The sequence below is a fragment of the Halodurantibacterium daqingense genome, from assembly GCF_042666235.1.
Taxonomy (GTDB): Bacteria; Pseudomonadota; Alphaproteobacteria; order Rhodobacterales; family Rhodobacteraceae; genus Halodurantibacterium; species Halodurantibacterium daqingensis.
Map to the genome: position 1 here is coordinate 382,326 of NZ_JBHTFQ010000001.1, position 19,144 is coordinate 401,469.

At 65.8% G+C, this 19,144-nt stretch carries 19 protein-coding genes; 15 read left to right on the forward strand and 4 right to left on the reverse strand.

What is annotated here, in order from left to right; translation table 11 throughout:
* The first annotated feature begins 121 nt into the window (after positions 1 to 121).
* Positions 122 to 2,587, forward strand: a complete 2,466-nt coding sequence (locus tag ACFQXB_RS01900) for a DUF4175 domain-containing protein (RefSeq protein WP_377398241.1) — start codon at positions 122 to 124, stop codon at positions 2,585 to 2,587.
* On the opposite strand, the gene ACFQXB_RS01905 is transcribed toward ACFQXB_RS01900, so the two are convergent.
* Positions 2,588 to 3,493: a zinc-ribbon domain-containing protein gene (locus tag ACFQXB_RS01905; protein WP_377398244.1), complete on the reverse strand. Its 906-nt coding sequence runs from the start codon at positions 3,491 to 3,493 to the stop codon at positions 2,588 to 2,590.
* Between the two features lie 158 nt (positions 3,494 to 3,651).
* On the opposite strand from ACFQXB_RS01905, the gene ACFQXB_RS01910 reads away from it, so the two are divergent.
* From ACFQXB_RS01910 to ACFQXB_RS01925, 4 genes are read left to right on the forward strand one after another with little or no spacing between them, the layout of a single operon-like run.
* Positions 3,652 to 4,323, forward strand: a complete 672-nt coding sequence (locus ACFQXB_RS01910; protein ID WP_377398247.1) for a cell division ATP-binding protein FtsE — start codon at positions 3,652 to 3,654, stop codon at positions 4,321 to 4,323.
* The gene (locus ACFQXB_RS01915; RefSeq protein ID WP_377398250.1) at positions 4,320 to 5,210 is read left to right on the forward strand and encodes a cell division protein FtsX; all 891 of its coding nucleotides are present in this window, start codon (positions 4,320 to 4,322) and stop codon (positions 5,208 to 5,210) included. Before ACFQXB_RS01910 ends, ACFQXB_RS01915 begins: the two co-directional genes overlap by 4 nt.
* Positions 5,211 to 5,942, forward strand: a complete 732-nt coding sequence (locus ACFQXB_RS01920; protein ID WP_377398253.1) for a lysophospholipid acyltransferase family protein — start codon at positions 5,211 to 5,213, stop codon at positions 5,940 to 5,942.
* Positions 5,942 to 6,547, forward strand: a complete 606-nt coding sequence (locus tag ACFQXB_RS01925; protein ID WP_377398256.1) for a pyridoxamine 5'-phosphate oxidase family protein — start codon at positions 5,942 to 5,944, stop codon at positions 6,545 to 6,547. Before ACFQXB_RS01920 ends, ACFQXB_RS01925 begins: the two co-directional genes overlap by 1 nt.
* A gap of 250 nt (positions 6,548 to 6,797) precedes the next feature.
* Here ACFQXB_RS01925 and ACFQXB_RS01930 read toward each other — a convergent pair whose 3' ends face one another.
* Positions 6,798 to 7,757, reverse strand: coding sequence for an acetyl-CoA carboxylase carboxyltransferase subunit alpha (locus tag ACFQXB_RS01930; RefSeq protein WP_377398259.1), 960 nt, complete (start codon positions 7,755 to 7,757; stop codon positions 6,798 to 6,800).
* Positions 7,758 to 8,261: 504 nt separating this feature from the next.
* Here ACFQXB_RS01930 and dgcN point away from each other — a divergent pair.
* The 3 genes from dgcN (at position 8,262) to ACFQXB_RS01945 (ending at position 11,222) form a co-directional block, all read left to right on the forward strand.
* The gene (gene dgcN / locus ACFQXB_RS01935) at positions 8,262 to 9,263 is read left to right on the forward strand and encodes an N-acetyltransferase DgcN (protein ID WP_377398262.1); all 1,002 of its coding nucleotides are present in this window, start codon (positions 8,262 to 8,264) and stop codon (positions 9,261 to 9,263) included.
* A gap of 108 nt (positions 9,264 to 9,371) precedes the next feature.
* Positions 9,372 to 10,337: an N-acetyl-D-Glu racemase DgcA gene (dgcA, locus tag ACFQXB_RS01940; protein ID WP_377398265.1), complete on the forward strand. Its 966-nt coding sequence runs from the start codon at positions 9,372 to 9,374 to the stop codon at positions 10,335 to 10,337.
* Between the two features lie 30 nt (positions 10,338 to 10,367).
* The gene (locus tag ACFQXB_RS01945; RefSeq protein ID WP_377398268.1) at positions 10,368 to 11,222 is read left to right on the forward strand and encodes a D-amino-acid transaminase; all 855 of its coding nucleotides are present in this window, start codon (positions 10,368 to 10,370) and stop codon (positions 11,220 to 11,222) included.
* A gap of 84 nt (positions 11,223 to 11,306) precedes the next feature.
* Here the strand turns inward: ACFQXB_RS01945 and ACFQXB_RS01950 are convergent, their stop codons facing one another.
* Both ACFQXB_RS01950 and ACFQXB_RS01955 read right to left on the reverse strand, forming a co-directional pair.
* Entirely contained in the window at positions 11,307 to 11,627 is a 321-nt protein-coding gene (locus tag ACFQXB_RS01950) for a DUF1244 domain-containing protein (protein WP_377398271.1), read from the reverse strand.
* Positions 11,628 to 11,644: 17 nt separating this feature from the next.
* On the reverse strand, positions 11,645 to 12,385 hold the full coding sequence (locus ACFQXB_RS01955) for an N-formylglutamate amidohydrolase (protein WP_377398274.1): 741 nt from the start codon (positions 12,383 to 12,385) through the stop codon (positions 11,645 to 11,647).
* 133 nt (positions 12,386 to 12,518) lie between these two features.
* Between ACFQXB_RS01955 and pyk the strand changes: the two genes are divergently transcribed.
* From pyk to pheT, 7 genes are all read left to right on the forward strand, one after another.
* Positions 12,519 to 13,964: a pyruvate kinase gene (gene pyk / locus ACFQXB_RS01960; RefSeq protein WP_377398277.1), complete on the forward strand. Its 1,446-nt coding sequence runs from the start codon at positions 12,519 to 12,521 to the stop codon at positions 13,962 to 13,964.
* A 43-nt stretch (positions 13,965 to 14,007) separates the two neighbouring features.
* Positions 14,008 to 14,232 (forward strand): hypothetical protein, encoded by a 225-nt coding sequence (locus ACFQXB_RS01965; RefSeq protein WP_377398280.1) that lies wholly within the window; start codon positions 14,008 to 14,010, stop codon positions 14,230 to 14,232.
* Positions 14,233 to 14,347: 115 nt separating this feature from the next.
* Positions 14,348 to 14,548 carry a 50S ribosomal protein L35 gene (gene rpmI / locus ACFQXB_RS01970; protein WP_377398283.1) on the forward strand — a complete coding sequence of 67 codons (201 nt, stop codon included), beginning with the start codon at positions 14,348 to 14,350 and terminating at the stop codon, positions 14,546 to 14,548.
* 12 nt (positions 14,549 to 14,560) lie between these two features.
* Positions 14,561 to 14,923, forward strand: coding sequence for a 50S ribosomal protein L20 (gene rplT, locus ACFQXB_RS01975; RefSeq protein WP_377398286.1), 363 nt, complete (start codon positions 14,561 to 14,563; stop codon positions 14,921 to 14,923).
* A gap of 127 nt (positions 14,924 to 15,050) precedes the next feature.
* A complete protein-coding gene (gene pheS, locus ACFQXB_RS01980) occupies positions 15,051 to 16,133 on the forward strand; it encodes a phenylalanine--tRNA ligase subunit alpha (RefSeq protein ID WP_377398289.1) in 1,083 nt (360 codons plus the stop codon).
* Between the two features lie 2 nt (positions 16,134 to 16,135).
* The gene (locus tag ACFQXB_RS01985; protein ID WP_377398292.1) at positions 16,136 to 16,681 is read left to right on the forward strand and encodes a hypothetical protein; all 546 of its coding nucleotides are present in this window, start codon (positions 16,136 to 16,138) and stop codon (positions 16,679 to 16,681) included.
* Position 16,682: 1 nt separating this feature from the next.
* On the forward strand, positions 16,683 to 19,103 hold the full coding sequence (gene pheT / locus ACFQXB_RS01990; RefSeq protein WP_377398295.1) for a phenylalanine--tRNA ligase subunit beta: 2,421 nt from the start codon (positions 16,683 to 16,685) through the stop codon (positions 19,101 to 19,103).
* The last annotated feature ends 41 nt before the right edge of the window (positions 19,104 to 19,144 follow it).

Sequence of the window (19,144 nt, forward strand, 5' to 3'; positions counted from 1 at the left end):
CGTCCGTTCGGCGAGGTGGGCAGGCGACGGGGCGGCCTGTGACGGATCGCCTGTAACGGACGGCCATGAGGGGATGGTGGCAATCCCCGCCCGCGCGGGCGCAGAGGGCCGGAAAGGGAGCATGATCAAGCCTCGGATCGCATCGACCTCAGCCCGGGCCCGGGCGACTGCGGTGGCGATCCCGTCGCCGCTGAAATGGCCGCTGCGCATGACCCTGGCCGGCATGTGGGCCGAAATGCTGCTGCGCGCGTTCTGGCCGCTCTGGAGCCTCGCGTTCCTGGTTATCGCGGCGCTTGCCTTCGGGCTGCAGGATATTGCGAGCGATCGCCTGCTGTCGCTTCTGGGCGGTGCGGTTCTGGCAGGGCTTCTGGGTGCCGGTGTCCATGCCTGGCGGCGCTATCGGGCGCCAGGCCTGTCGCAGGCGCTTGATCGGCTGGACCGGACGATGCCGGGGCGTCCGATCGCGGCCCTGAATGACCATCAGGCGGTCGGCGGTGATGATCCCTTCGTCCGGGCCGTGTGGGAGGCGCATATCGCCCGGATGGCAGCGCGTCTTTCTGCGGCCCGCGCCCCTGCGCCCGACCTGCGGCTTGCCGAACGTGATCCCTATGCGCTGCGATATGCGGCGCTTCTGGCCCTGGTAATGGCGCTGATCTTTGGTGCGCCCACGCGGGTGGCCGAGCTTGCGGATCTCGCGGCCCCGCGCGGCGGTGCCGAGGCGGCGCTGGCCGGACCCGGCTGGGAGGCCTGGTTGCGCCCCCCTGCCTATACCGGTCGGCCGGTGATCTACCTCAATGAAGCCCCGGAAGGGCCACTTCGGGTGCCCGAAGGCAGCGCGGTGACGGTCCGCCTTTACGGGGGCGACGCCTCGGGGGTGCGGGTCGAACAGGATGTTGCCGATCAGGAGGATGCGACCGAGTTCGAGACGATGCGTGACGGTCGGATCGCCATTCTGGGTCAGGGGGGGCGGGAATGGCAGATCATCGTCATCCCGGATCTAACGCCGATCATCACCCTCGCAGGCCCTGTGACCCGCGAGGCTGCCGGGCAGATGCGGCAGGCGTTTTCGGCCAGCGACGACTACGGCATCGTCGCGGGCCGGGCCGAGATCACGCTGAACCTGCCCGCAGTGCAGCGCCAGCACGGTCTTGCACCGCCGCCCGAACCGCGCGCGCCCCTGGTGCTGGACCTGCCGATGCCTCTGTCGGGCAGCCGGGCAGAGTTTGACGAGGCGCTGGTCGAGAACCTTTCGGATCACCCCTGGGCAAACCTGCCGGTGCAGATCCGTCTGGTCGCCGTGGACGCACGCGGACAGGAAGGCGAGACCGCGTTGTCCGACATGGTATTGCCCGGGCAGAGGTTCTTCGATCCGCTCGCTGCGGCGATCGTGGAATTGCGGCGTGATCTTCTGTGGACACGCGAGAGCGCGCCGCGCGTCGCGCAACTGCTGCGCGCCGTGACCCACCGCCCGGAAAGCTTCATCCGCAACGAGCGGGCATTCCTGCAGCTACGCGTGGTGATGCGGCAGCTTGACGCCGCGCTGGCCGCAGGACTTACGCCCGAGGCACGGGACGAGATTGCCGCGGCGCTCTGGGAAGTTGCGCAACTGATCGAGGCGGGTGATCTTGACTCTGCGCGCGAACGTCTGGACCGGGCGCAGGATCGGCTGTCCGAGGCGATGCGCAATGGTGCCGACGACTCCGAGATCGCCGAGTTGATGCAGGAATACCGTGAGGCGCTGCAGGATTACATGCGCCAGCTTGCCCAAGAGCAGCGGAATGACCCCGAGCGGGACCTTGCCGACGCTCCCCCCGAGTCAACGATGACGGGCGATCAGCTTCAGGACATGCTCGAAGAATTGCAGCGGCTGATGGAAGAGGGCCGCATGGCCGAGGCGGCGGAATTGCTCGAGATGCTCCGGCAGATGATGGAAAACATGCAGGTCGTCGAGGGGCAGGGCGGTCAGGGCGAAGACGGGCGCAATGCGATGCGCGACCTGGGTGACATGCTGCGAGATCAGCAAGGGCTGAACGACGACACCTATCGCGATCTTCAGCAGCGCTTTGGCGAGGGCGGCGAGGGTGCCGGGGGTGACGAACTGCCCGACCGGCAGGGCGCCCTGCGCGACCGGCTGCGCGATCAGGGGGAACGTCTGCCCGGCCAGGGCGGCCGCGAGGGAGAAGAGGCGCGCCGGCGGCTGGACGAGGCAGGCCGCGCGATGGAGCAGGCCGAGCGCGCCCTGCGCGAGGGCAATGGCGCCGAGGCGCTGGATCGTCAGGCCGAAGCCATGGAGGCTCTTCGGGAAGGGATGCGCAGCCTCGGCGAAGCCCTCGCCGGACAAGAGCCCGATCAGGGCGGGCAGCAAAGCGGTCAGGCGGGCCGGTCGGATCCGGAAGGCCAGCGCGATCCGCTGGGCCGTCAATCGGGTGCGACAGGCCACTTGGGCAGCGACGACAACGTGCTTGAGGGGGGCGATATCCGCCGTCGCGCCGATGAGCTGTTGCAGGAACTGCGCCGCCGGTCCGGAGAACAGGACCGCCCTGCGCATGAGCTGGATTACCTGCGCCGGCTGCTGGACCGCTTCTGATCAGCGCAGCTGCGCGTCAAGCCACTGGCGGCCCAGGTTGATCTGCGTTTCGTAGGCCGAGAGCGCGGGGGCCAGCGCAGGCCATTCGGTGCGGATGATGGGTGACAGGGCATAAAGCGCGACAAGCGCTGCCGCTGCACCCGCCACGAAACCGAAGCCAAGCCGGAAGCCGCGCCGCTGCCCTTCCCGACGGGTCGTGGCGCGGATCCGTGCGGTCGCGTGCAGCGCCGAGGTGATTTCCGCGATGTCCGGCAGCGGCGCAGTCAGGGGCGGCTGCGCGGGCAAACGTGCCGCGCGAAGGGCAACTTGAGGCGCTTCCTCCTCGGGCTGGTGCGGACCGCCCGTCGGGACAGGAGCCGCTTCGGGTTCCGGGTGCGGGGCATTCGCGCGTGCCGCGTCCGGCCCGGACTGCTCGGGCAGAGCGGCGGCGCCGGGCGCGGGCCGAGTGGCAATGGCAGGCTCCCGGTGGGGCGGCACGGCATGCGGGATCCGGTCGGATTGCGAGGCCGGCGTTGTCTCCGGGATCGGCTCTGCCTGCGGGGAGAATGAGGTCATATCCACCGAAGCGACGGGATCGCGTTGACGGGCGCGGGCTTCGCGTTCCGCCTCTTCGCGCAGGATGCTGACGACCGCATCGTCAAGCGCGCGGCGGCGGGTCCGCGACGCCCCCTCGGGGCTGGCGGTTGCCGGGGCCCCGGTCTGGGGCGGGGGCGAGGGATGCGGCAAGGACGGGATCGTCTTGTGCGACGGTTGGGCGGCTGTCTCTGCCGCCTGTCCCGGCGCGGTTGGCGGGGCGGCAAACCACCGGAAGTCGCAGGCCGAACACAGTACTTCGCGCCCGGCTTCGGGAATGGCATCCGCACCGACTTCATACTGGGCGGTGCAGTTCGGACAGATCAACCGCATGTGATGGTTCAGATCCCTCTGGCCCGTCTGCCCCTGTGGCCCCGGGCCTCGGCATGTTGTAGCAACTGGCTGGAATTTATCCAAGCCTTTGTGGCGAGGGCGATTGAAAGCCGCGCCGCATTGCGCGACATTGCCGCCGACACTACCAGGAGCGCTGCGTGATCGACCTACAGAATGTCGCCTACAGCTATGGCGGGGGCGAGCTGCTTTCCGACATTACCTTCCGCCTCGCACCCGGGTCGTTCCATTTCCTCACCGGGCCTTCTGGCGCCGGCAAGACCACGTTCCTGAAGCTTTGCTATGCCGAGCTTCAGCCGACCGCCGGCCATATCCAGATCTTCAACCGCGACGGGCGCAACCTGTCGCGCGACGAGGTGGCGACGGTGCGCCGCAAGATCGGCGTCGTCCATCAGGACTGTGCCTTCCTCGATCATCTTACCCTGGCTGAGAACGTGGCCTTGCCGCTGATGGTGGCGGGGATGGAGCCGCATCCCGACGATCTGCGCGACCTGCTGAACTGGGTCGGCCTGCGCACCCAGGCCGAGGCGCTGCCGCCCCAGCTTTCCGGAGGCGAACGGCAACGCGCCGCACTTGCGCGGGCAGTGATCATGTCGCCCGATGTGATCCTGGCGGATGAACCGACGGGCAACCTGGACTGGGAGATGTCGATGCGGCTTCTGGCGTTGCTGGTCGAACTGAACCGGATGGGCAAGACGGTGCTGATCGCCACCCACGACCTCAACCTGATCCGCAGCGCCAAGGCGCAGGTCGCGGCGCGGGTGTTGCGGATCCAGAACCGGCGACTGCAACTGGCGGGGGCAGATCTATGAGCCGTCTGTTCCAGCTGTTGCAGATGGGGGCAAGCCCCGCCGACCGGATCGTGCCGCCCACCGGCTATACCGCGCGTCTGACCACCTTTACCGCTGCGGCGATGGCGTTTCTGGCGGTCTTTGCCATGGCGCTGTCGCTGGCCTCGGGGCGGCTGGCCGACCGCTGGGAGACGGCGCTTGCGAAAAGCGCCACGATCCGTCTTGCCGCGCCCGAGGATCAGCTTGCCGCACAGACGGCGGCGGTGCTGGAGGTTTTACGCACGACGCCCGGGGTGACGCAGGCGCGGATCATCCCACCCGAGGAACAGCGCGCGCTTCTGGAGCCCTGGTTCGGCCCCGACCTGCCGGTCGAGACATTGCCCTTGCCTCAGCTGATCGAGGTTCTTGGCGAAACCTATGATACGGAAGGGCTGCGCTTGCGCCTTGCGGCCGAAGCGCCGGGCGCGATCTTTGACGATCACACCCGGTGGCGACGGCCGTTGGTCAGCGCGGCGAACCGGCTGCGGCTGCTGGGCGCAGCGGCGATTCTTCTGATTGCGGGGTCGGTTGCGGCAATGATCACGTTGGCGGCGGGTGCGGCACTGTCGGCAAATGCTCAGGTCATCCGCGTGCTGCGCCTGGTGGGCGCGCGCGATGCCTTCATCGCGCAGGCCTTCGTGCGGCGCTTCACGCTGCGGGCGCTGGGCGGCGCGGCGCTGGGCACGGCACTGGGGATGCTCGGCATCTTCCTGCTGCCCGCCGCCGACGAGGCGGGCGGTTTCCTGACAGGGCTTGGCTTTCAGGGCTGGCACTGGCTCTGGCCGCTTGCCATTCCGCTGCTCTCGGCTGTCGCGGGATATCTGGCAACCCGGGCCGCGGCGCAACGCGCCCTTCGGGAGTTGCAGTAGATGGCTGCGCTGCAGTGGGTCCGGTCGCTTCTGTTCATCATCCAGATGTATGTGGCGATGGCCGTCCTTGCGCTGTGGTTCACGCCTTTTGCCTTGTTCCGGCGGCAGGCCGTCTTCGACGCGGTCCACGCCTACTGCCGCTGGGTCCGGTTCTCGGCGCGCTGGATGGTCGGTCTGCACACCGAGGTGCGCGGCCCGGTCCCGCAGGATGAGGTTCTTGTAGCTTCCAAACACCAGTCGTTTCTGGACATCATCCTGATCGTCAGCGTCCTGCCGCGCCCCAAGTTCATCATGAAGAAAGAACTGAAATGGGCGCCGATCCTGGGATGGTACGCCCTGCGCATGGGTTGCATCCCGGTTGATCGTGGCAAGCGGGGCGCAGCAATCCGGCAGATGCTGGCCGATGTGCGGGCGGGGCGGCAGGATCCTGGACAGCTTGTCATCTTTCCGCAGGGCACGCGCGTTGCGCCGGAGGCAAGGCATCCCTACAAGAAGGGCACTGCCGCGCTTTATGAAGAGCTTGGGCAGGAATGTGTTCCTGCCGCCACCAACGTGGGCATGTTCTGGCCGCGCCACGGAATCTATCGCCGCCCCGGCTGTGCGGTGGTCGAATTCCTGCCGCGATTGCCGGCGAGCCTCCCCCGGGAGGATTTCATGGCAAGCCTCGAATCCATGATCGAGACGGCCTCGGACCGTCTGATCGCCGAGGCGCGGCACAAGGAGCAAGGCTGATGGACTATGTCACGACCCCCGAGGCGCTTGAGGCGCTTTACGGCACACCATCCGAGGCGGCGCTTCTGAAGGTGGCGCGACGGCTCACACCCGCCTATCAGGCCTGGATCGAGGCCAGCCGGTTCTGCATCCTGTCCACGGTCGGCCCCGGCGGCACGGACGCGAGCCCGCGCGGCGACGACGGTCCGGTCGTGCGGGTGATGGACCCAGGCACGCTGGCGCTGCCCGACTGGAAGGGCAATGACCGGATCGACTCGCTCCGCAACATCGTTGCGGACGGGCGGGTGTCGCTGATGTTTTTCATTTCTGGCGCCAGCAATGTCGTGCGGGTGAACGGGCAGGCCCGGGTGACGGCGGACGCGGCGCTGCGCGAAAGCTTCGCCCGCGGCGGGCATTTGCCGCGCAGTGTGATTGTCCTTGTGATCGAGGAGGTCTACGCGCAATGCGCCCGCGCAATATTGCGCAGCCGGCTCTGGACCGCCGAGCATCACGCCCGGAGCCTTCCCTCCATGGGTGATATCCTGCGCGAGCTTTCCGAAGGCCGCTTTGACGGCGCCGCCTACGACAGCGCCTGGCCCGAGCGCGCCCGCACCACCATGTGGTGACGCACTGGCAGGCCTTCCGCACCCGGGCAGGTAACGGCCGGATCTGGCGGATGCGTGAAGCCAGCGTGACCTGGATTCGCGGCCATCGTGGTCAATCGTGCTGACCCTTGGCCGCAGAGTATTGGAAGGGGGGGGCAATCATCGGCCGCCCTTCACGACAGTCAAATCCGCCGGGCCGCATACGCGGGACGGGCAGCAGGCGCACAGCCTCCAGATGGCAGTGCGTCATGCGCCAACCGGTACCCTCGCCTCAGGCGGCAAGACCCTTGGTGCCCATGTCCAGATACTTCTGGCGCCGGTCGCGGATCAGCGCATCGGGTTTCTTTGCCGACAATTCCTTCAGCATGACCTCGACGGCCCGTCCGACACTGGCGATCGTTTCGTTGCGGGCGCGGTGGGCGCCGCCCAGCGGCTCCTTGATGATGCGATCGATCACGCCCAGCTTGTGCAGGTCCTGCGCCGTCAGGCGCAGCGCCTCGGCCGCTTCGCGCATCTTCTCGGCATCCTTCCAGAGGATCGAGGCGCACCCTTCCGGGCTGATCACCGAATAGACGGAATGCTCAAGCATCGCGATGCGGTTGGCTGTCGCGAAGGCCACCGCCCCGCCCGAACCGCCCTCGCCGATGATGACCGAGATCAGCGGCACACCGATTTCAAGGCATTTCTGAGTCGATCGGGCGATGGCCTCGCTCTGGCCCCGCTCTTCGGCTCCCTTGCCGGGATAGGCGCCGGGTGTATCGACCAAGGTGATCACCGGCAGGCGGAAACGGTGCGCCATGTCCATCAGACGGATCGCCTTGCGATAGCCTTCGGGGCGCGCCATACCGAAATTGCGCTCGATCCGCGTCTTGGTGTCATGGCCCTTTTCATGGCCGATCACCATCACCGGCTGATCGCCGAACCGTGCCAGCCCGCCCATCACCGCATGGTCATCGGCGAAATTGCGGTCGCCGGCGAGCGGCGTATATTCTGTGAACAGCGCCTCGATATAGTCCTTGCAATGCGGCCGGTCGGGATGGCGCGCCACCTGGCACTTCCGCCAGGGCGTCAGATCGCGGTAGAGATCCTTGAGCATCGCCTCGGCTTTGCGATCAAGCGCCGCCGCCTCTTTTTCGACATCCATCTCTTTGTTCGCGCGGGCCATGGCCCGCAGTTCCTCGGCCTTGCCTTCGATTTCGGCCAGCGGCTTTTCGAACTCGAGATAATTCATGCCATGCACTCCAGAGGTTGGTCGCTGCTATATGACGCTGCAGGGCCGGATTTGCAACGGCGCGCCGGGCGCCCCCCGGCAGCATGTCGCCCGCGCCCCTGCCGGTGGATCTGCGGGTGGACGGTGGATGCAGCAACGCCCCGGAGTGACCCGGGGCGTGCCTCCTCCCGTTTCCTGCCTGACCCTCCCCGGCTGGCAGGACGGATTCCACAGCGGGCGACCGAAGCGCATCATCCGATCGGCAGGATCGATCGGCGCGACGCAACAAAGTGTCGCCAGGCTGTCACGAATTGTTAATTACATGCGCGGCCTGCCGCAAGGGCATTCATCACCGCTGAAGGTGATTTGTTGACTTGCGACAGAAGCGGCCTTGGCGCACAAAGTTTCGGCCAGATAGGCCATTTGCCGCGGATTCTTGCTTGGTTGGCCAGGTTATGAAGGGAAAACCCCAAGACATTTCACGCGCCTTGGCGCATCCTGCCGGAAATCAACGAGAGGCACGCGATGATCGAGACCCCTTATCTTCTTTTCCTTGGAGATGCTCCGGACCAGCTTGCAGCGAAGGTTGCCCAAGGCATCCGCGACTGGCGACCCGAATATGCCCTGGGCCAGTTTCGCATGCCGGGGTGCCGGGCCGACATGAAGCTTCCGGACATGACCCTGGCCGAGGCGCGGGCGGCCGGCTGCAAGACGCTGGTTGTCGGCGTGGCGAACCGGGGCGGCGTGATCTCGGAAAGCTGGATCAAGGTGCTGGTCGAGGCTTTGGCTGAAGGGTTCGACCTGGCCAGCGGCCTGCACAACCTGCTGCGTGACGAACCTGTCCTGGTGGAGGCGGCCGCGCGCTTTGGCTGCAACCTTTATGACGTGCGGGTGCCTTCGGTCGAATATCCGATCGCGAACGGGCGCAGACGCAGCGGCAAGCGTATGCTTGCAGTCGGAACCGATTGTTCGGTTGGCAAGATGTACACGGCGCTTGCGATGGACAAGGAAATGCGCGCGCGGGGCATGAAGTCCACCTTCCGCGCGACGGGCCAGACCGGGATCCTGATCACCGGCGATGGTGTCCCGCTGGATGCCGTGATTGCCGATTTCATGGCCGGCTCGATCGAATGGCTGACGCCCAATAACGCCGAGGATCACTGGGACCTGATCGAGGGACAGGGCAGCCTTTTCCACGTCTCCTATTCCGGCGTGACACTGGCGTTGATCCATGGCGGACAACCGGACGCACTGGTGCTGTGCCACGAACCGACCCGGCCGCACATGCGCGGGCTTCCGGACTACCAGCTTCCCACGCTCGAGGCGCTGCGCGATGCGGCGCTTCTGATGGCGCGGGTGGCAAACCCGGATGTGAAGGTGGTGGGTATCTCGATCAACACCCAGCATATGGGTGACGAGGAGGCCCGCGCCTATCTGGCCAAGGTCGAGTCCGAGATGGGCCTTCCGACGGTCGATCCGTTCCGCCATGGTGCCGGACGGCTGGTGGACGCGCTTGCCGCGATCTGATCTGCTGCATCACGATTGCCAATGGCCGGGCCGCCCGCTGCGCCCGGTCGTGGCCCCGGCCCGTCCGGCCATGTGCCAGGGCCGGGCCTGCTTCCCAGAGGAGATACCATGCGCCTGACGGTCACCCCCGATACATTCCGCCTTGCCGAGGTGTTCACGATCAGCCGCGGCAGCCGCACCGAGGCCCGCGTGCTGACGCTGCACATCGAAGACGCCGGGCAGGTGGGCCGCGGCGAATGCGTGCCCTATGCCCGTTATGACGAAACGCTTGAGTCGGTGACGGCCCAGATCGAGGCGCTGGCCCTGCCGCTGGACCGCCATTCGCTGCAGACGGCGCTGCCGGCGGGCGCGGCGCGCAATGCGGTGGACTGTGCGCTGTGGGATCTGGAGGCGCGTCAAACCGGCCGCCGGGTGTGGGAACTGGCGGGCCTTGCCGCGCCGGGGCCCGAACTCACGGCCTTTACCCTGTCGCTGGACACGCCTGAACGGATGCGCGAGGCGGCGGCGCGCAACGCCCATCGTCCGCTGCTGAAGATCAAGCTTGGAACCCCCGATGACATGGCGCGGCTGGAAGCGGTGCGCGCCGGCGCGCCCAAGCCGCGGATCATCGTCGATGCGAATGAGGGCTGGACGGCCGAGGTCTATGCCGAACTTGCGCCGCATCTGTTGCGGCTGGGTGTGGCGATGGTCGAACAGCCGCTACCGGCGGGCGCGGACGACATGCTGGCCGAAATTGCCCGCCCCCTGCCGGTCTGCGCCGACGAAAGCTGCCATGACCGTCACAGCCTTCCGGGGCTGAAGGGCAAGTATGACATGGTGAACATCAAGCTCGACAAGACCGGCGGGCTGACCGAGGCGCTGGCGCTGAAGGAACAGGCGCTGGCGGAAGGCTATCAGATCATGGTCGGCTGCATGGTCGGGTCGTCGCTGGCGATGGCGCCGGCGGTGCTGGTGGCACAGGGCGCGGCGGTGACCGATCTTGACGGGCCGCTGCTTCTGGCCGAAGACCGCGAAGACCCGCTGCTGTTCGATTCAGCCGGGGTACATCCTTCGACACCTGCCCTCTGGGGCTGATCCGCCCGAAACTGAACGGAGAACGACACGATGAGCCGGACTGTCTATGTGAATGGTCTCTATCTGCCCGAGGAAGAGGCCAAGGTCTCGGTTTTCGACCGTGGCTTCCTGATGGCCGATGGCGTCTATGAGGTGACGAGCGTCCTGGGCGGCAAGCTGATCGATTTTGCGGGCCATGCGCGGCGTCTGGCCCGGTCGCTCGCGGAGCTGGAGATGAAGAACCCGCTCACCGAAGACGAGCTGCTGGCCATCCATCGCGAACTGGTGGCCCGCAACGATCTCGTGGACGGGATGATCTACCTGCAGATCACGCGCGGGGCCACCGATCGTGATTTCCTGTTTCCGGAAAATGCCGAGCCGACGGTGGTACTGTTCACCCAGTCGAAGCCGGGTCTGGCTGATAACCCGACGGCGAAAGTGGGCATCAAGGTGATCTCGATCCCCGACATCCGCTGGGGGCGGCGCGACATCAAGACGGTGCAACTGCTGTATCCCTCGATGGGCAAGATGATGGCCAGGAAGGCCGGTGCCGACGACGCCTGGATGGTCGAGGACGGCGAGGTGACCGAGGGCACATCGAACAACGCCTATATCGTCAAGGGCGGCAAGATCATCACGCGGCACCTGGGCAACGAGATCCTGCATGGCATCACCCGCTCGGCGGTGCTGCGCTTTGCCCGCGAGGCGCAGATGGAAGTCGAGGAGCGCCCCTTCACGGTGGATGAGGCCAAGGCGGCCGATGAGGCCTTCATCACCTCGGCCTCGGCCTTCGTCATGCCGGTGGTGCAGATCGACGGCGTGAGCCTTGGCGCCGGCACGCCCGGCCCGGTGGCCCTGCGCCTGCGCGAGATCTATCTCGACGAGATGCGCAAGGCGGCCGTCTGATCTGACGCAAGAAGCCGACGCCCCGGTTTTGCAGGAAGGCCGCGCCCCGCGCGGCCTTCAGCCATTCCAGGGGGCAGCCCTGGATCAGCCCTTGTTCCCGTCGCCGACATTCTCGCGGAAGGCGACATCGAAGGCAGCTTTCTGATCTTCGCTCGCCTCGCGCTGGTGCAGCGCGCGCCAATCGTCATAGGGCATGCCATAGACGATCTCGCGGGCTTCATCCTTGCCCATCTCGATGCCCCGTTCATTCGCTGCTTCCTGATACCAGCGGCTCAGGCAGTTGCGGCAGAACCCGGCCAGGTTCATCAGGTCGATGTTCTGAACTTCGGGCCGCTTTTCCAGCAGATGCTCCATGAGCCGGCGGAACGCCGCGGCTTCAAGCTCGGTCCGTGTGGCTTTGTCCATGTGATGTCTCCCTTTCGTCAGAGATTGGCTTGCCCAAGTGCGGCTTCAAGAAGCGGGGCCAGACGATCTGCCCAGGCCTGCTGTTGTGCCGGCGTGGCGATCAGATCGTGGCGCAGTTCGACAAGCGCATTGGGCCGCCCGGTCTGCAGCGCGTGACGGTCGATGGCATCGCCCGGCAGATGCCCGGCATAGGGTTGGTTTTCACCCACACAGAGATCGGGTTCTGCCCGCAGCAGATCGATCAACGGGCGCGCGAGCCGGTCGTCGCGTCCGAAAAGGATGCCAATGTGCCAGGGGCGCGGGCTACGCGCTCTGAGACGGGGCGTGAAGCTGTGAATCGCGACGATGGCCGTATCGGAACGTCGCGCGGCGAGATCGGCCAGCGCGTCGTGATAGGGCCGGTAGAGGCGTTCCAGCCGGCGCTGAAGCTCTTCCGGGCCGGCATGGCGGTTGGCGGGGATGATGGTCCCGTCATAAAGCTTCATCAGCAGCGTGGGATCATCCTCGCCCCGGTTCGGATCGATGACCAGCCGGGAAAAATTCGACAGGATGGCCGGCGCATTCAGCCGTTCGGCCAGCGCCCGGGTCACCCCTGCCGCGCCCAGGTCATAGGCGATGTGGCGGCCCATGTCCGCGGGAGTGATGCCGAGGTCGCCGCCATTGACCCAGTCGGGGATGGTATTGGTGGCGTGATCGCAGGTCACAAGCCAGCGGGATGGGCGGTCGGCGCCGATGATGTGGAAGGGCTGATATGGCATGGTTTTCCCCGGATCGTCACAGGCCTTTAACCAATCCCGGGGTAAAGCGCCAGTTGCCCAAGGGGCAGATTTCGGCCATACAGACCGTGGCCCACCGCGATTACGATGACAAGAAACAGGGGTACGAGGCAGGATGAGACGCCTTCGCAACGTGAAGATCGTGGCCACCTTGGGCCCGGCATCGAACGACTACGAAACAATCCGCGCATTGTTCGAAGCGGGGGCGGATGTGTTCCGCCTTAACATGAGCCACGGCGGCCATGACGAAATCCGCGCGCGCCACGAGATCATCCGCCGGATCGAGGCTGACACCGGTCGCCCGATTGCCATCCTGGCCGATCTGCAGGGCCCGAAACTGCGCTGCGGCCAGTTCGCGCGCGGGGAAGAGGATCTGGCCGTCGGGCAGGCGTTCCGGCTTGATCTCGATCCGGCGGATGGCGACGCCCGGCGCGTGACGCTGCCGCATCCCGAGATTTTTGCAGCACTTGAGCCCGGCGCGACCCTTCTGGTCAACGACGGCAAGATCCGCCTGCGGGTGGAGGAGTGTGGCAAGGATTTCGCCAACTGCACGGTTCTCGCCGGTGGCGTGATTTCGAACCGCAAGGGTGTCAACGTGCCGGATGTGGTGCTGCCGCTTGCCGCGCTGTCGGACAAGGACCGGCGCGATCTGGAGTTCGTCTGTGAGCTGGGCGTGGACTGGCTGGCGCTGTCCTTCGTGCAGCGCGCCGCCGATGTCGAAGAGGCGCGTGCGCTGGCCCGCGGTCGCGCAGCCATCCTTTCGAAGATCGAGAAGCCGGCCGCGGTCAAGGCCTTCCCTGAAATCCTGGCCGTTTCGGACGGGATCATGGTCGCCCGTGGTGATCTGGGCGTGGAACTTCCGGTTCAGAATGTGCCGCCGATCCAGAAGCGTCTGATCCGCGGTGCGCGTGCGGCGGCCAAGCCGGTGATCGTGGCAACCCAGATGCTGGAAAGCATGATCGAAAGCCCTATGCCCACGCGCGCCGAAGTGTCGGATGTGGCGACCGCGATCTATGAGGGCGCGGATGCGGTGATGCTGTCGGCGGAGTCGGCCGCCGGAAGTTTCCCGGTCGAGGCGGTCACGACGATGAACAACGTCGCAATCGAGGTCGAGAGCGATCAGACCTATCGCGACGTCATCGAGGCCAGCCGCAAGGCCGAGCGCAAGACCATCGCCGACGGCATCGTCGCCGCTGCGCGCGAAATCGCCGAAACCACCGAGATCCGTGCAATCTGCTGCTTTACCCAAAGCGGCACCACGGTATCGCTGGTGGCGCGCGAACGGCCCCGCGTGCCCATCATCGCGCTTACGCCGCTGGCGCGGACGGCACGGCGGCTGTGCCTCACCTGGGGCACCCATTGCGTGATGGTCCCGCCGGTAGATCGGTTCAAGGGCGCGGTGGTCAGCGCAGCCCGCGCCGCGCGCGAATACGGCTTCGCAACCGAAGCCGATCAGATCGTCGTCACGGCGGGTGTGCCCTTCAACGTGGAAGGCACGACGAACATCCTGCGCGTTGCTCCCTGCGAGGAACGCCTGATCTACCGGACTGATCCGGAATGATGGCCCTGGAATCTTACCGGTAATCTCTCCTGCAGGAGGCGCGATGGCTGCGGATCTGCTGATTGTCGTCGGTGTGGTTCTTGCAGGATTTGGGTGCGTCGGTGTCGTCTCGGACCACAGCGAACGGCGCCGTCCGCGTGGTACGGCGCTGCTGGTTCTGATCGGCGTCGCGTTCCTTCTGGCTGGGGCCTGGCGTCAGCCGGGTGGTTTCCGCTGGGAAAGCCTGCCGCTTGCCTTCGTTCATGTCGCGGCCCGGATCGTGAACTGACCTTTTTCGGTTGCCAAACCCTCGGGCGCCGCCTATACGGCGCGCTCGATACCCCGCGCGTCCGGCCTATGTGGCATGCCGAGTCGCGTGTAAACCGCCTGAAAAGGAGATGGAAATGCCCAAGATGAAGACCAAGTCCAGCGCCAAGAAGCGCTTCAAGATGACCGCGACCGGCAAGGTCAAGGTCGGTCAGGCCGGCAAGCGGCATGGCATGATCAAGCGGACGACCAAGTTCATCCGTGACGCTCGTGGAACGACGGTGCTTTCGGCGCCCGACACCAAGATCGTCAAGACCTACATGCCCTACGACCGCTAAGGAGGCTGGACAATGGCACGCGTTAAATCCGGGGTTGTTACCCACGCCCGTCACCGCAAGGTCGTCAAGGCTGCAAAGGGCTATTATGCCGCGCGGGGCACCAACTTCCGCACGGCTACCCAGGCGGTCGACAAGGCCAATCAATACGCCACCCGCGACCGCAAGAACCGCAAGCGCAATTTCCGTGCGCTGTGGATCCAGCGGATCAACGCAGCCGTGCGCGCGATCGATCCGGCGCTGACCTATTCGCGTTTCATCAACGCGCTGGCGGTTGCCGGCATCGAGGTGGACCGCAAGGTTCTGGCCGATCTGGCCGTGCACGAGCCCGAAGCCTTCGGCGCGATCGTGACCAAGGCGAAGGCGGCAATGGCCTGAGGCCAGTCGCGAACAACGGACAGTGAAAGCCCCGCGTGCCTCTGGCGCGCGGGGTTTTTCTTGTGGCGCGCGCTTGCAATCAAGGCGCTCTGTGCTATCCCGGCGCCGGACGAATGATGAGGGCGCCATGGACAATCTCGACGGTTTGAAGGCCAGATACCTGGAAGGCATCCTTGCTGCCGCCGATGAGGCCGCCTTGGAAGAGCTTCGTCTGGCCGCGCTTGGCAAGAAGGGCGAGATCAGCCTGAAAATGCGGGAACTGGGCCAGATGTCGCCCGAGGAGCGCCAGGCAGCGGGTCCGGCCCTGAACGCGCTGAAGGACGAGATCGACGCCGCGCTCAAGGCCCGCAAGGCCGGGCTTGCCGATGCCGCGCTGAACGAACGGCTGAAGGCCGAATGGCTGGACGTGACGCTTCCGGGCCGCCCGCGCCGCATGGGCACCATCCATCCCGTTTCCCAGGTGATGGAAGAACTGACCGCCATTTTCGCCGACATGGGCTTTGCGGTGGCCGAGGGGCCGCAGGTCGAAAGCGACTGGTATAACTTCGACGCGCTCAACATCGCGCCGGAACACCCGGCCCGGCAGGAGCATGACACGTTCTTCATGCACCGCGCCCCCGGCGACAACCGCCCGCCGCATGTGCTGCGCACCCATACCAGCCCGGTTCAGGTGCGGGCGATGCTGGCGCAGGGCGCGCCGATCCGCGTGATCGCGCCGGGCCGCGTCTATCGCATGGACATGGACCAGACCCATACGCCGATGTTCCACCAGGTCGAGGGGCTGGCGATCGACCGCGATCTGTCGATGGCCAACCTGAAATGGGTGCTGGAGGAATTCTGCCGGGCGTTCTTCGAGGTCGATCAGGTCGAACTGCGCTTCCGCGCCAGCCACTTCCCCTTCACCGAGCCTTCGGCCGAGGTCGATATCCGCTGTTCCTGGGAAGGCGGGCAGCTCAAGATCGGGCAGGGCGACAGCTGGATGGAGATCCTCGGGTCCGGCATGGTGCACCCGCATGTGCTGCGGTCCGGCGGGATCGACCCGGACGAATGGCAGGGCTTTGCCTTTGGCATGGGCATCGACCGGATCGCCATGCTGAAATACGGCATCCCCGACCTCCGCGCCTTCTTTGAAAGCGACCTGCGCTGGCTGCGGAACTACGGCTTCGCGGCGCTCGACATGCCGGGCCTGCCGGGGGGGCTGAGCAGGTGAATATGCACTATCTTCTAGTTAATCGTGGCCGATACCTCTGCTTCATGCACGGTGGATTTTGCGATAGTTCGGACAACTATTCAGCTAAATGCCCCCTATGTGACGGTGTCGGTTCCGAGTCGATCAAAACGCCTAATTTTGTGGATAGGGCCCTTCAGATATTGAAGAATACGCAGTCCCGTTCCGCACGAAGTGCTGCGACTGTAACTGCTTTGTTCGGCATCTTGAGTGGTGTGTCCTTATTGAGTGAGCGCGGACTGATTGTAGCTTTTAGGCTGGATAGCCCAACTTTCTACATTCCTGCGCTGCTCGCGCTGTGTCTACTTCTTGCTGCAATTGCCGCATTTATGGCTTCGATGAGGCACATGCCTGTAACTAAAGAACACTGCGGAAAGTTTGGCTCTAAGACGCCAGAAGAGTGGGAGCGTGACGTCGCAGGATTCATCAGAAAATGTGAGAGCCTGCACTTCTTGGGGAATTTTTTCGTGATACTTGCATTATCCTCTCTGGCTTTCGGCGTGTTGCACACAGCTATCTGCGGAGCATAGAATGAAATTCACCCTCTCCTGGCTCAAAGACCACCTCGAGACCGAGGCGTCGCTGGATGACATTCTTTACGCCCTCACCGATCTGGGGCTGGAGGTCGAGGAGGTCTCGGACCCGGCCGAAAAGCTGGGCGCCTTTCGCATCGCGAAGGTGATCGAGGCGGTGCAGCACCCCAATGCCGACCGCCTGCGGCTCTGCCGGGTGGCGACCTATCCCGACGGCCCCGGCGGCCGGATGGAAGAGGTTCAGGTCGTCTGTGGTGCGCCCAATGCGCGGACGGGCCTTGTGGGGGTCTTTGCGCCGGTGGGGACGCATGTTCCGGGCACGGGCGTGGACCTCAAGCCGGGGGTGATCCGGGGCGTGGAATCGAACGGGATGCTCTGCTCGGAACGCGAGATGGAGCTGTCGGACGACCATGACGGCATCATCGACCTGCCCGAGGACGCGCCGCTGGGCGCGCGCTTCATCGACTATCGCGGCCTCAACGACCCGATGATCTATATCAAGATCACGCCGAACCGGCCCGACGCGCTTGGCGTGCGTGGCATCGCGCGCGATCTGGCGGCACGGGGGCTGGGGCGGCTGAAACCGCAAGAGGTTCCGGCGGTCGAGGGGCGTTTCGACAGCCCGATCACGGTAAGCATCGACCTGGGCCTGAAGGAAAAGGGCTGCCCGCTGTTCGCCGGCCGTGTGATCCGCGGCGTCAGGAACGGGCCCAGCCCCGAGTGGCTGCAGAAGCGGTTGCGCGCCATCGGGCTGCGGCCGATCTCGGCACTGGTCGATATCACCAACTTCTTCACCTTCGACCTGAACCGCCCGCTTCACGTCTTTGACATGGCCAAGGTGCAGGGCAATCTGCACATCCGTCCGGCGCGCGAGGGGGAAAGCCTGCTGGCGCTCGACGGCAAGACCTATTCCCTGGGCGAAGGTCAGATGGTGATCGCGGACGATCAGGGCGTCGAAAGCCTTGCCGGGATCATGGGCGGCGAACATTCCGGCTGCACCGAGGAAACGGTGGATGTGTTCCTGGAATCCGCCTATTGGGACCCGATCACCATTGCCGCCACGGGCCGCGCGCTGCGGATCAATTCCGATGCGCGTTACCGGTTCGAACGTGGGGTGGACCCGGAATTCACGCTGCCGGGGCTGGAACTTGCAACAAAGATGGTGCTGGAGCTTTGCGGCGGCGAGCCGGGGCAGGTGGTGATGGACGGCGCAGTGCCCGACACCACGCGCCGCTATCGGTTCGACCCGGCGCGCGTCATCAGCCTTGTCGGGATGGAGATCCCCGAGGCCGATCAGCGCGCGACGCTTGAGGCGCTTGGCTTCCGGCTGGAGGGCGATCAGGCGATCCCGCCCAGCTGGCGCCCCGATGTGCTGGGCGAGGCCGATCTGATCGAAGAGGTTGCGCGGATCGCCAGCCTCACCAAGCTCAAGGGGCGGCCCTTGCCCCGGGCGCAGGCGGGCGTGCCGCGCCCGATCCTCACGCCGATGCAGCGCCGGGAACAGGCGGCGCGGCGGCAGCTTGCGGGCCTTGGCTATAATGAATGCGTGACCTACAGCTTTATCGACGGGGCTTCTGCGGAACTGTTCGGGGGTGGCGGCGACGAGGTGCGGCTGCAGAACCCGATTTCATCCGAGATGACGCATCTGCGCCCCGATCTGTTGCCGGGCCTCTTGCAGGCCGCGGCGCGGAATCAGGCGCGGGGCTTCATGGATCTTGCGCTGTTCGAAGTGGGCGCAGCCTTTACCGGCGGCGAACCCGGCGAACAACATCTGCAGGCGGCGGGTCTTCTGGTCGGGGCCGCGGCGGCACGCGATCCCTTCGGCAGCCGTCGCAACCTCGACATCTTTGACGCCAAGGCCGATGCCGAGGCGGTGCTGGCGGCGATCGGCGCGCCCGCGAAGATGCAGATCGGGCGCAACGTGCCGGGCTGGTTCCATCCGGGGCGCGCCGGGCAGATGACGCTGGGGCCGAAGCTTGTCCTTGCCACCTTTGGCGAGGTGCATCCCAAGGTGCTCAAGGCGCTGGATGTGAAGGGGCCGGCCGTCGCCTTCACCGTGCTTCTGGAAAACCCGCCCTTCCCCAAGGCGCGGGCGATCACCCGTCCGGCGCTGACGGCCAGCGGCCTTCAGGCAGTGGAACGGGATTTCGCCTTCGTGGTGGACGAACGGGTCGAGGCGCTGACACTGGTGAATGCCGCACAGGGGGCCGACAAGGCCCTGATCGAGAGCGTGCGGGTCTTTGACGAATTCAGCGGGCCAAAGGCCGTGGCGCAGATGGGCGAGGGCAAGAAAAGCCTCGCCTTCACGGTCAGGCTGCAGCCGCTTGCCAAGACCTTGACGGAAGAAGAGATCGAGGCGGTCAGCAAGAAGGTGATCGAGAAGGTCACCAAGGCCACGGGCGGCGCCCTTCGGGGCTGACCGTGGCGGCGTGACGGGCGCCGGCAGGAACACGAGCTGGA